This window comes from Stenotrophomonas sp. 80084_Sma (genome assembly GCF_056481995.1).
Window position 1 is genome coordinate 945,398 of sequence record NZ_CM151177.1, and the last position, 12,715, is coordinate 958,112.

Consider the following 12,715-nt stretch of genomic DNA (forward strand, 5'->3'; position numbering starts at 1 on the left):
GTTACGGTCGATCAGTCCCGTCCTTGCGGTCGGGGAACTGCTGTAGGGCTTGATCCGCGATGTTGCGGACGCCCGTCATGTTGTTGAACCACCAAATCTTCCAGAAGTCGCGCATCTGCTTCTCGGTGATCTCCTCATCGTCGCGGATGGCCGAACCGATCATCCGCGTGCTGCCGTAGACCTTGTTGAACAGGTCGATGGACGGGATGCCCATCACGCCGTTCTCCAGGCCGGTCGAGCGGTTGTTGGCGAACACCGGGTCGTTGCCCAGGGCGTCCGCCCATACTGCGTCGGTGACGGCGGGAATGACGTTCGACCAGCTCGATTGCGCGACAGCGTTCTTGTAGAAGTTCGCCTGCGTCAGCTGCTTCTTCCGCTGCTCGGGGTTGCCCGCAGTGTTGATGTACGTGCGAGCCGCCCAGCCCATCCCTGCTGCCGAGGTGGACAGCACGACCATCGCGTAGGTGCGCCAGTCGTCGTAGTGGTGGACCGAGTTGAGGAAGTGGCGGGTGTAGCTGTTGACCATGAAGCTGCGGAACTGCGTGACGATGCGGCCGGTGGTGGAGTGCATAAGCTCGATGCTGTCCGAGGCGTCGCCTTCGAGAACCTGGTGTCGCGTCACGCGGAACAGGAATGCCGCCATGCGCTCGCGCGTCTGGAACGGCAGCTTGTCCGGGTCGATCTGCTCGATCTGCCGCTTGCCTTTGAGGTAGCCGAACACGTCGGCCTGGGCCTTCTCGTCGAGGCCCCAGGTGCGCAGGCGGGCCACTTCGGCGTCCGACAGATTCTTGGCGTTCGCCATGTCCAGCAGACGCAGCAGCGTGGCGCGACCGGCGATGCGTTGGAGCATCGTGTTGATCGGGGCCATGCCGGATGCGACCGAGGTGACGTGCGTCGCCATGTTCATCGCGTTGTCGATCTTCTCGCCGTGCTTGACGTTGAACGTCTGCGGCACGAGCGCGTCCTCGTCCAGGCGCAGGAACGGCGGGTTGCGCAGCCAGTCGGTGCCGGGTGCGAACAGCCGCTCCATCACGCGCGCCTCCTGCGAGGACAGCTTGCCGTCAGCGCCGCGCACCAGGAAGTCGCGGGCGGCACCCACGGAGTTCCAGAAGTTGCGGAGACCGGCATGCGCGATGGTCGGGCCAAGCTCGGCGAACAGCGAGAAGCCGACCTGGTTCATCACGCGGGCGAAGTTCCAGTTGCGCAGGAACCGCGTGTAGCGTGCGCCACGGCTGGCGGGATCAAGTTCGGTACTGCGGCCGAAGGTGGACTTGAGGCCGATGTCGATCAGGCGCTCGATGTCCTTCACGTCGTCGCCGGACTTGCGGGCGTCGCTCTTGAGCTTCGACACGAAGCGGTCCAGCTGTGCTCGGTTCTTGATGCCAGCCTTCGACGACAGCGCCGACCAGCCGGTGATCTCGCGCATGTAGCGGGTCATCACCGAGTCCACGTCGTTGTCGAACAGGTCGGCCATCGAGACCTGCACGTCCTCGCCTGCCTCGTTGCGGATGGTGGTGGAGTAGGTCTCGTCGAGGTCGATGCGCTTCTTCGCGCGGTCGAGCTTGCCCGACTCGTAGGTCTTGCGCTCCAGCTTGGACAGCAGCTCTTGCGACCGCACGGGCGAGACGCCCGCCTCGGTCAGCATGTTGCCGATCTCCTCGACCGAATCGCTGTCCAGCGGGCGGACCAGCACGTCCATCCCGTCGCCCTCGAAGTTCGCCTGAGCGCGCTTGAGGTAGGAGCGTGCAACCGCACCGAGCAGCTCGTCGTCGATCTCGTCGCCTTCGTCGGCGGCGGCCTCCCATGCGCGACGCATGGCGGGCTTGATGAGCTGGTCGATCACGTCGTCCTGGTGGAGCTGCATCTCGCCGAACAGGCGCTTGAAGCCCTTGCCGCTCCAGTAGCGCGGCAGGTAGTTGCCGTTCTGCGCCACGTTGGCGAAGCCGTCGAGGTTGCTGTCCTGCGCCAGCTTGAGCGCATCCCGCATCGCCTTGGCGACGCTTCCGGCAGCCTTGGCGGCTTCCGGTGACACGTCCGGCGCGCCGCGCACGGCACGGCCGACCTCCTCGTTGAACTTGGCGCGCTCGGAGAAGTTCCACCAATGCGTGCCCGTCCGCTGCTTGTAGGCGTCCCACGCGGCGTTCACTCCGCTCCGCCATTCCGTCTCCATGACGGCCAGGTGGCGCTTGGCGAACTCGCTGGTGGACTCCTGGACCGCGACGGAGCGATCGGTGTACCCGACGCCATCGCGGAACAGCAGACGGCCCGCCTCACGCACCAGCGGCGACTTGGCGCTACCCATGCGGGCAGCAAGATCGCGGCGGACGGTGGCGAAGTGGGGCGTGATGTGCGCGTTGACCAGCGCCTTGTCGGTGAACTCCTGCTCGAATGCGGTCTCGTTGCGCAGCGGGAAGACGCCGGGCGTCGGGTCGGTGGTGGCGGTGCCAGCAACGCGGGCGGCCGACAGCGAGTCGTCACCAGCCAGCCGCTTCGCCACGTCAGGCTTGACCTCGCCATCGAACAGGGCACCCCGGCGAGCGCCGAGGGCACCACCGAACGCGAACGACAGGGCGGCGCTCTGCACGCCATCCGCGAGCGTCTGCTCGGGGTCGTAGGTGGAGGTTGCGGCCGACATCAGCGCGGAGGTGCCCGCGGCCTGTAGACCGGAGCGCACCGCGTTGGCGAGGCGTCCGGCCTTGGCTGCGTACCCCAGGCCGCCCGTGGCGAGATCGAGGCCGGTTGCCACCGGGTCGGTGAAGCGGAGGGCGATCTGTCCGCCCAGGCCAAACTGCGCCAGGTCGTCGTCCGCCATCTGATTCATGAAGGCCACGGATTCCAGATAGGAGAGGTGCTCGTCGGACGTGGCCCGGCCGAACAGCTCCCACTGCTCCGGGCGCAGGCCCATCGACTCCCAACGCTTGCGCGCGTCTGCGGGAATGCGATAGCCCTGCTGCGGCTCGTAGCCCAGCTCGGTGATGAAGCGGTCGATGAAGCCGATGCCGCCCTTTGCCTGGGCAGCGCCCCATCCGTCCCATACGGTCGTCTGATCCTTCCGGCGCTGCGCGGCCTCTCGCTGCTCCTTGCGCTCGCGCACGGCTTGCACGATGGGCTGCTGGGTTGCCGGCTTGACGATGTTCTCGTCTGCGCCGGGTAGGGATTCAAACATGCGGTCTTACTTCCTCGTCAGGTACTCCAGGAAGTCCTCGGGGACTGCCGGGGTGGTGGTGGTTTGCTTGGTGCCCGCGTTGGGGACCAGCGGCTTGGTGAGGTCGAACTTGGGCAGCTCGAAAGCGGCGGCCTCGGCGGCGCTGGCGTCGCGCTTGGCGATGGTCGCGGGGACTTCCGTTGTCGCCGACTGCGAGCGCAGGTCGCGGATGTTCCGGGACTGATCCGCCCAGGTGGTGCGCTGCTCGACCCGACGACGCGCCTGGGATTCCGCAAGGTCTCCCTTCCAGCGCTGGTGCTGTGCCGCGATGGCACGCGGGTCGAAACCGATGGCGCGGCCGGTGTCAGGGTCAGGGATCAGCCAGTTGTCGGGGCCGACGATCTGCCACTGCCCAGGATTGCGGGGATTGGGCAGGGCCGACAGCTCATCCGGGTCGCGGCCGAGCTTGCGCGCGACCGTCTGGATCAGCTCGTCTACCGCTGGCTCGGCACCCTGCGGCATGCCGATGTTCGGCACGCGGCGGCCGTTGACGGTCGTGCGCTGGGCGTCGATCTGACCGACCGCTGCACGGATGGCGGCTTCGCCGGACACGCCGCCACGAGAGGCTATGCGCTCGGCTTCCTGGCGGATGCGGTGCAGCTCACGCGGGTCGCGCGGCTTGCCGTCGATCTCCAGGTAGTCCTTGATGCCGGACTTCCAGGTGTCGTTGATGACCGAGCGGGCCTCCTCGACTTCGCGCTTCGGTTGCGTCAGGACGCGAGCGGCCTCCTGGTGCGACTGACCGCTGCGCCGGGTGTCGTAGAGATACTGGTCCAGCATTGCGGCAGCCTCGCCGCCAGCGACCGTATCGGCGTACTTGGGCGAGACCTTGCGCAGCTGTTCGTACAGCGTCGCGGCGTTCTGGAAGTTCTCCTGGAACGCCGGGTCGGCGCGCTTGAGGATGCGTTCGAGCTGAGGGATGACGATACCCTGCCGTGCCCACTTCTGGAGCACCTGGCCGCGTGCGGCCTGCGGGGTTTCCTCCCACTCCTTACCGGCCTGCTTCTTGAGGTCGGCGTCGCTGATCTCGTAGGGATTGCCCCCGGCTACCAGCTTGCGGATGCGCTCCTCTCGGGCGCGCTCCTTCGCTTCCTGCTCCCAGCGGCGAAGCGTCTGCTCCTGCTGGTTGTTCCAGTAGCGCTTGAAGGACTGGAGGTCGCCGCCGCTCAGGCCGAACTTGCTGGCCCAGGTGTCGATGGTCTTGTGCGTGAGCTGGCCGCGATCCGCGAGGCCCTGGAGCGTCCACTCGGCCTCGGCCATCGCCTGCTTGCGTGCCTCGTCCTCGCGGTGCGCGATTACGCGGGCACCAGCGGCAGCCGCCGCGCGCAGCTCGTCGCCGTGCTCGGTGTTCATCAAGCCGGGCTGGCCGTCGCCGCGGTCCTGCTCCAGGAACGCCAGGATCGACTGAGGATCGCGGTTGCCCGCAGCCAGCTCCTCCTTGGCGGCCTCGACGTAGAGTTCGTCCACGTCGCGCTTGTTGAGGTAGGCGTACTCCTCCTGATCCAGCATCGCGTACAGGCCGTTCATGCCCTCGGAGGTGAGGAACGTGCCGCCCTTGATGCCGTCGCGGATGATCGCGGTCAGCGACTCCTTCTGCCGGACCAGCATTTCCCGCATCGAGTCGGCCTGCCACTGCTGGCGGACCTGCTGCGCGGCGCGCATGGCGACCGGCATCAGGGCCTTGCGGACCTGCGGGTCTTGGAACTCGGGGTTCTGCGTCAGCGCCGCCATCCGCTCCTTGATGAGCGGCTCGATGTCGGTGCCGGGTTCGGCCTTGGCGATCTCCTTGGCCGCTTCGATCTGCCAGTCGCGGACGCGGATGATGCCGTCAGCCTTGAGGTAGCCGCGACGCCATGACTCCGACTGCTGGGCAACGAAGTCCTCGGCCTGCCGGGGCGTACCCTCGGCGTCCTCCTGCATACGTTGGGTCGCCGCGGCGCTGTACTCCTCGCGGCTGTTGGAGATCATCTGCGAGTTGACGGAATCCGAGACGCGCGTCAGCACCGCAGCGGCGGTGCGAGAGAGGGCACCGGCACCAGCGGAGGACGCCTGGTCAGCCTGCACCGCCAGAACGGGGCGCTCGGCGAGACGCTGCGGCACCTGCGCGCGGCGGATGATCTCTTGGGGTTTCGTGCGAGCCACGGGTTACTCGTCTCCGGGAATGGAATAGCGCTTGTAGGTTTGGATGTTGCTGTAGGCGTTCGCACCTGACTGCATCACGCCGCCCAGCGCCTCGGCATTGCCGGTGCGGATACGTGCGCGTGCTTCGGAGCCGCTTTCGACGACTCCGTTCCTGCGGTTCTTCTCGATGAGGGCCACGTCACGGCCAGCCTGGGCCATGATGTCGTTCGCCAGCAGCTCGACCGAGTTGCCGGACACTGCCGCTTCTGCTGCGGAGGCGCGCATCGCGGATCGCAGTGCGCGGGCCTCCTCCATGCGCTGTTGGGTGCGCTCGGCGGCCTGGTCGTTGATCTGCTCCTGCTGACGCTCCGCGGCTTCCTCGATGGCCTTGTTGTTCTGATTCTGGCCGTACATGGTCGCCATCGCGCTGACTGCGGCGATACCGACCTGGACTGCTACGGGGTTGCACATGGGGTCTTGGTTACTCGGACGAAGGGTGTCTTGGCGAAGCCGTAGGCGGACTCGACGCCGCTCTCGCGGAAGCCAAGCCAGCCGAGCCATCGCCGCGTGGTGACGGCGTGGACATCGACGAAGTTGAAGATGGTGCCGAAGGTGGCCGCCCACTCGTCGCTGATCCGCCGAGCTTCTCGGAGGAACGTGCGGCGGAACGAGGGAGCCACCAGGGCGTCGGTGCCCAGCAGCCAAACCGAGGCGATACCCTCGGCGTGCTGTGTGAAGCCGAAGATGCACACGGGAGAACCGTCGTGCATCGCGGCGAAACTGCGGTCGCTCGCGGTAACTGCGTATGCGAGCGCCTGGAGCGGGGTGTGACCATGCGAAGCCGCCACCTCCAGGATGTCCTCCTGCCGCATGTTCTCGGCGACGTGGAGGATGTCGCTGGCGGTGGGGCTTCGATAGGTCAGGGTCATACTCGGCTGCGGGAGACGAACATGCCGCGCCACTGTGCTGACTGGAACCAGCACTGGAACGGCAGGCGGTTGACGAGGTGCATGCGGACGCTGTTGGCGTCGCCCAGCACGGGGAACCGGCGAGAGCCGGAGTGGAACGTCGGGGCGCTGGTGCGGAACATCGAGTCGTTGAGGACGCGCGCGGTGTATGCACCGGAATGCGACGCCACGTAGGTCTCGACTCGGCCATTGCCGTGCTGCTCGACCTCCAGCTCGAAGTACGCACCGTCCTTGTAGGCGACCTCGATGTCACGCACCTGCGTGCGGCCCACCAGCACGGCCTGGTTCTGCCCACCGCGAACGATGGGCTTGGTCAGGGTGAGTCGGTGCTCGTAGTCCATGCCGACGACCACGCGGCCCTCGGTGTGGTTACCGGGGAGCGCGAGGCGGGTGCGGGCGTTGTCCCAGCGCGCATTGGTGATGTCCAGGTACGCGCCGGGGTCTTGCCAATCGTCCGTCTTGAGGACGGTGACCGTCATGCCATCGGGCACGATGTAGGGCAGGTCGATCCAGGTCTCGTTGCCGAACTGCTGATAGGTGGGCTGCACCACCAGCATGCGGTCGAGCAGGAAGTTGTAGTCGCCCGTGGCATCCGCGTCGTGCTGGTTGAGCACCATACGGAACTTGAGCAGCTCGCAGCCGCCTCCTGGCGCTTCCGCGACGGCGTACAGCACGTCGTTGATGGCGTGCATGTGAACGATGCGGCCGACGCCGGAGATTGACCAGCGCGTCCATGCGGACTGCTGCTTCTCGTCGCCGATCCAGCGGACGAAGTAGACATAGAGCTGCGCGTCGGTCGGCTCGTCAGGAGCGAAGAACACGCAATCAGCACCACTTGCGCTCGCCATCGCTCGCATGCGGCCCGGCATCAGCTTGGGCACATGCGCGGTCACGTCGGCGGCGTCGCCGGTCACCGACAGGTCGTCGATGAAGTATTCGCGCACGCTTGCGTATGCGCCGCTGTCCTCGGTGAAGTACAGCGACTCGCCCATCAGCTTCGGCCGGATGTACGGCGAGCTGCTGTAGCTGTTGACCGGATCGCTCTTGACGTTCTTGGCGGCCAGGTACGGCTCGGCGGTCAGGAGGAACTGGCCGCCCGCAGCGGCAAGGAACAGGGCCGACTGGAACGGGACTGCGTGATAGAGCGTGGTGACGCCGTTCGACCCGCTGACGCTCACGTCGATGGGGTCGGCGTCGAGCACCTGGGTCACCGAAGTGCGCCAGAGGTTGAACGGATCGGAGACCTCGGACATCAGCACGTTCTCCCCGGCCAGGAAGCCCAGGCGGTCCCGGTGCTTGAACACCTCGCGGATGCGCTGGCCGTCGATGGACGGGAACGGGTTGCTTTGCTCGTCACCCGCGAGGCGCGCGGTCCACTCCGGTCCACCGAAGGAGAACCAAAAGCCGTCCGCATGCACCGGATCGGGGATGCGCTTGAGGATGTGCGGCATCGTCTTGGCATCGAAGCGGTGCTTGATGCCCGGCCGGGCGACCTCCAGGTAGACCGAGGAGGACTGCTTCTGGACGTAGTAGTCGTCGAACTGCGACTCGGACGAGCCGATGATGTTGTAGATCGCGCCGGTCGGCACAACGGCCGAGCCTTTGTCACCGGGCTTCGGCAGGTCGGACATCGTTTGCGCCGATCCGTACAGCGAACCGGGCGACAGCTCATCGCTCTGCTTCACGTCTACCAGCCGGTTGACGATGAAGGTGGTATCGGAGAACGTCGCCAGCGCGAAGCACGACCACGCACGCTGTCCCTGGGTGTCCAGGTAGTTGAGCGCGTCGCCCGTGGCGTTGACGGTGTATTCCTTGCCGGTCTCGTGGTCGAACACGCGGATGCTGCGGTGGCCCACGGCGACGATGTAGCGCTCGTTCTCATCGCGGACGATGGAGTGGAAGGCACAGTCGTGATCGAGGGTGACGCCAAGGCCAGCAACGAACTCGGCGGGCGGGCGCTTGCCAGCGCCCATTGCGGCATGCAGCCAGGCGTTGATCGCCTTGGTGAGCTGGTTCGGCGAGCGGACGGTATCGTCCTGCTGCGACTCGCCTCCCAGGAACGAGGGATAGTCCCCCGTGATTAGCGGCATCAGCGGTCCCAAATATCAGACACGTCCGTCGAGCCACTGAGGAAGTTGTGGCCGCGGGCGTAGGTGAAGTCGGCGTGCTCCTGCGCGAAGATGAGGTATGCCTCCTCCTCGTGCTTCTCGGTGAACACGTAGAGCTGGTCGCTACCTAGCACGCTCGTCTGGAACAGACGCGCAGCGCGCACGGCGATGTAGCGGCGGGCCGACTCGGGCAGCTCCTCGTAGGCGAGGAACCAGGTCACGAAATCGGCGGTGGGTGCCGACGAGAACGTGTCGGCGAGGGTGAGCGGGTTGATGAGGCGCGTGCCTCGGATCACCAGCGGCTCGCTTCCGCGTGCGGGGACGAGCTTGAGGATCGACTGCGGCGGCAGCACCTTGCCTTCCGCGTTGAGCGTGAAGGTGAACGACTCGCTGGTGTTGAACCACCAGCCAGCGGTTTGGACCTCGCGGCTCACCGCGCGGAGGGTGTCGCGCGCCTGCGAGGCGTACAGGTTGCCGAGCGCTTCGAGGTCGCTGATCGGCGCTTCGCCGATAGCACCGAGCAGCACATTGACGGCTTCGAGTTCCGTGGTCGGAGTGAGTTCGAGGTTCATGGATTCGGGGCAAAAAAACGGGGGACACCCATGTGGATGTCCCCCGTAGATGGAGAGAGATTGAAGCGCCGCGGGATTTGCCCAACGGCGCTGTATTGCTTACGGGGCCTTCGACAGCTCGATGGCACCGCGCGGAGCCAGGATGCCGTGACCCAGCGCGTACTTCGCCAGCATCAGGGTGCCCTGCTTCTCGCCCTGGTACACGTCCTCCAGGGACAGGTCCAGCAGCTTGAGGGTGCCGACCGCCGAGCGGTGGAAGATCACGCCCACGGTGTCCGCGAAGTTGCCGCGGTACTTGGCCGGGATCGAGGCCAAGGACGACTCATCGACACGCGGCATCGCGTTGATCTTCACCAGCGGGATGCGGGCAACCGAGGAAATGATCGCCTGGCCGTAGGAGCCGTTCGATTCCGCGTTGATGTCGCGGTCGATCAAGTCCTTGTTCTCGGTCAGCAGATACCACTGAGCCGGGGCCAGTGCGCCAGTGAACTCCTGCGGGTTGTCCGGCAGCAGCTTCTCGTCGAACAGCATGCGGGCGTTGCGGAACGCATCGGCCAGCACGGTCGGATCGGAGGCCATCGTGGCGGCCTTGATGATGGCACCACCCGGCTGGCCTTCGACCTTGCCTTCGGTGGTACGAGCGGCCAGGATCGCGCAGCGCAGCTCGTTCTGCATGCGCTTGAGCGCCAGCTCCGCACCCTGCTGACGGGTGTACTCGGAACGCACGTCGTAGTGGTTCATCGCCTCGTCGATGTTGGCGATGAAGGCGTGCGAGATCAGCATCGGATCGAGGGTGATGATGGTCTCGTTGTGCTCGACCACCAGGCCCTTGATCTCGGTGCCCGGCACATGGTACTCGGAGCCGATGGTGCCGACGTTCGGGAACGAGGCGGACTTGCCGCTCTCGATGTTGCGCACCGACACGCGGCCGTCCAGCTTGTAGTTCTCGACGAAGCTGGTGATGGTTTCAGCAGTGTAGTTCTGCTTGAACAGCGCCCAGGCGTCGCCGTTGGCCTGTGCTTGACCCAGGCGGGAGGGGATTGCGTCCGACATTTAGTCCTTGCTTGAGGTTGAGTGGATTACTTGAACAGCGGCGACACGGCCAGGCGGGCGGAGACTTCCGCGCGGTAGGCCGGATCACGGTGGTAGCGCACATCGCGCATCGCTTCGACGACCTGCGCCTGCGACTGGAACGGCTTGGGGCCAGCATCGGCGTTCGATGCGGTCTTGCCATTCAGAAGGCGGCCGTTGCCGCCACGGAGGGCGACGAGGCCCTGGACTGCCAGCGCTGCGCGGCCGGCGTCGCCGGACTGCACCGCTTCGTTGAACGCCCGCTTCTGCTCGGCGCTCAGGTTGGTCTTGGCCCACTGGACCAGGCCGTCGTAACCGGCCTTGCCACCTGCGGGCGAGTAGACGGCGTTCTCGTAGGTCTGCACGCGAGCGCGCAGGCCATCGACGTACACGTCCACCAGCTCCTTCGGATAGCCCGCGTCCTGGAGCTTCTTGTAGCTCTCCTCGGACAGCGAGCCGTTCGAGTTGAACTCGGTGGCGAAGTCGTCCAGGTTCAGGCCAGCCCGCGCCAAGGCGTCACGCGCGTCATCCGCGGTGGCGTCGTCGATGGTCGCGGGGCCGCCCTTGCCACCCTTGTCGTCGGCTGGCGTGCTCAGTTGTGCGTAGGCGGCTTCCAGCTCCTCCACGGTCTTGTACTTGCCGCCGAACAGGCGCTCGCCATCGGTGCCACCCTGCGCGCCCTGTGCGGGCTGCTGGGTGTCCTGGGAGTTCTGCGGCGGCTGCTGACCTGGGGTCGGCTGGCCGTTGATGCCGTCAAGGCTGACGGTCACTTCGGACTTGCCCGGCTGCGACATTACTTGTCCTCGGGCTTGTAGTTGACGATGACCAGGCCGTTCGTCTTGCGGGTGATCTCGGCCTTGCCCTTACGCTCGACGCTCGGAGCCTTCGGGGCTTCCTTGGTCGGCTTGGCGGGCTTCTCGGTGGTTTCGTTCGACATTGCGTCCTTCTCGGGGTTACGGGGTTTGGGTCATCGCTGAGGCGATATTCGGAGCGGCACGGACCATCGCCTCCTGCGCCGAGGCGTCCTGCTGCTCGGCAGCAAGCTCGTCGTCGGAGCGGATCAGGCCCTTGGTGGAAATGTCGGAAGCGGCGGCAAGTCGGGAGATCGCCTCGCCACTGTTGAGGCGGCGTGCCTTCTCCTCTGCGCCGACAAGCGCATCCACTGCCTGACCGAACTCGATCAGCTTGTTCAGGTCGTGGCCGCGGCCGAGGGCGGCGATGCCAACGGTGATGCGCGGCTTGATGAGTTCCTGCGGCAGCTCGGGCAGGCGACCCTGCTTCTGGAGCTTGTGAAGGCGGCGGCGGATCAGCGGCAGCAAGAGCTGCTCGCCCGACATCGCCATGAAGCCGCTGAGGGCGTCGTCGAGTTCCTGGGTGAGCACCCGGATTTCGTAGGCGGTCACACGCTCGCCGGGGCGCTGCACGGCGGACTTCACGCCGAAGATCAGCTCCAGCGAGTTCGCCAGCCCTTCGGCCTCCTGACGCACGAAGTTCAGGTCGTAGGCTTTCTGGAGCTGGAGCGTGGTCACGTCACTGGCCTCGCCACGCAGCACCGCGCCGGATTCGGCCTCGGTGAGCTGGCGCTCGCGGATCGTCGAGGTCGGCTTGAGGAACATGATGATCTTCGCCAGCGCGGCGGCACCCTTGCGGATCGCCTTGCGCAGCGCCTCCAGCGACTCGAACGCGCCCACGTAGTCGTAGACCAGGCCCTCGCCGTAGTCGTCCACGAGGGACGGCGGGGCGCACAGGGGAATCCACGGGCAGGCGTCGATGGGGTAGGTGCCCACGGTCTCGGGGACTTCGACGCCCTCGACCTCCTGGACCACTTCCCACTCCTTGCCATCTTCCGAGCGACGTACCCAGGTGTAGAGGTTCACGTCGTCGTTCTTGGTCTTTTCGTCGCGTTCTTGGGCGAGCTTCTGCATCACCGCCGCGCGGATCGAATCCGGCAGCATCGCCGGGGCGATCTTGTCGAGCGTGATGATCTCCAGCACGTTGCCCAGGCCATCGCGGTCGGTCACGTAGGAGGTCAGCGGGTACAGCTTGGGCTTGCCCTCGTCGGGGTCGTAGAGCAGGAAGTTGCCGAGGACGATGGCGTGCTTGGCCGCCTCGCTGAGGACCGGGCGGACGCCGCTGGTCTCCAGGTCGTTGACGATGACCCGCTCCACGTCCACCAGCGCGGCCTCCAGTTCGGAGGTCTCCACGCCAGCCTGCTCGGCGATGTTCTCGGCGACGGCCTGGTCAGGCGCGAGCTTGAACACAGAGGCGTTCGGCGGGAGCCAGGCCAGCACGATCTTCGAGGCTAGGGCGTTGACGCACTTCGGGCCGGTGTCGATGTAGGCGGAACCGGGGGTACGCGACTTCGCGCCCTCGTCCACCCACAGGCGGGGCAGGGTGACCTTGGCGCAGCGCTTGGCGCGCGTCTCGGCTTCTTTGCGGTTGGACTTGAGATCGCCGTAGCGCTTCGCGGCCGTCTGCTTCTCGGCCGAGGTCTGCTTGGCGTCAGCCATTCGGAATGGTCAGTCCTTGGTACTGCGTTGCGTTGTTCAGGTCCAGTCGGACCTTGGACTTACGCCGCTGATCGGCCGCGTGGCCGGTCGGCTGGGTGTCCTGGCGGGTCAGCAGGATCGGGTCTTTCTCTTGCTGGTCCGGCATGTTGGGCTTGCTGCA

The 12,715-nt window shown here is 66.1% G+C and carries 11 protein-coding genes; all 11 read right to left on the minus strand.

Going from position 1 to position 12,715, the window contains the following annotated elements; translation table 11 throughout:
- Position 1: 1 nt before the first annotated feature.
- Positions 2-3,166 (minus strand): hypothetical protein, encoded by a 3,165-nt coding sequence (locus ACZK3W_RS04370; protein ID WP_478450505.1) that lies wholly within the window; start codon positions 3,164-3,166, stop codon positions 2-4.
- 6 nt (positions 3,167-3,172) lie between these two features.
- Entirely contained in the window at positions 3,173-5,347 is a 2,175-nt protein-coding gene (locus ACZK3W_RS04375; protein ID WP_414498423.1) for a hypothetical protein, read from the minus strand.
- A gap of 3 nt (positions 5,348-5,350) precedes the next feature.
- Entirely contained in the window at positions 5,351-5,749 is a 399-nt protein-coding gene (locus ACZK3W_RS04380; RefSeq protein ID WP_049397861.1) for a virion core protein, T7 gp14 family, read from the minus strand.
- Between the two features lie 32 nt (positions 5,750-5,781).
- Complete coding sequence (locus ACZK3W_RS04385; protein WP_049434065.1) at positions 5,782-6,255, minus strand: hypothetical protein; 474 nt, start codon at positions 6,253-6,255, stop codon at positions 5,782-5,784.
- The gene (locus tag ACZK3W_RS04390) at positions 6,252-8,396 is read right to left on the minus strand and encodes a phage nozzle protein (protein ID WP_478450506.1); all 2,145 of its coding nucleotides are present in this window, start codon (positions 8,394-8,396) and stop codon (positions 6,252-6,254) included. The genes ACZK3W_RS04385 and ACZK3W_RS04390 overlap by 4 nt, the downstream gene beginning before the upstream one ends.
- A complete protein-coding gene (locus ACZK3W_RS04395) occupies positions 8,384-8,974 on the minus strand; it encodes a hypothetical protein (RefSeq protein WP_005412402.1) in 591 nt (196 codons plus the stop codon). The genes ACZK3W_RS04390 and ACZK3W_RS04395 overlap by 13 nt, the downstream gene beginning before the upstream one ends.
- Positions 8,975-9,073: 99 nt before the next feature.
- On the minus strand, positions 9,074-10,027 hold the full coding sequence (locus ACZK3W_RS04400; protein WP_088476075.1) for a major capsid protein: 954 nt from the start codon (positions 10,025-10,027) through the stop codon (positions 9,074-9,076).
- Between the two features lie 26 nt (positions 10,028-10,053).
- Entirely contained in the window at positions 10,054-10,839 is a 786-nt protein-coding gene (locus ACZK3W_RS04405) for a capsid assembly protein (protein ID WP_004154576.1), read from the minus strand.
- A complete protein-coding gene (locus ACZK3W_RS04410) occupies positions 10,839-10,982 on the minus strand; it encodes a hypothetical protein (protein WP_004154577.1) in 144 nt (47 codons plus the stop codon). Before ACZK3W_RS04410 ends, ACZK3W_RS04405 begins: the two co-directional genes overlap by 1 nt.
- 16 nt (positions 10,983-10,998) lie before the next feature.
- Positions 10,999-12,555 carry a portal protein gene (locus ACZK3W_RS04415; protein ID WP_005412405.1) on the minus strand — a complete coding sequence of 519 codons (1,557 nt, stop codon included), beginning with the start codon at positions 12,553-12,555 and terminating at the stop codon, positions 10,999-11,001.
- Entirely contained in the window at positions 12,548-12,700 is a 153-nt protein-coding gene (locus tag ACZK3W_RS04420) for a hypothetical protein (protein ID WP_005412406.1), read from the minus strand. Before ACZK3W_RS04420 ends, ACZK3W_RS04415 begins: the two co-directional genes overlap by 8 nt.
- Between the last annotated feature and the right edge of the window lie 15 nt (positions 12,701-12,715).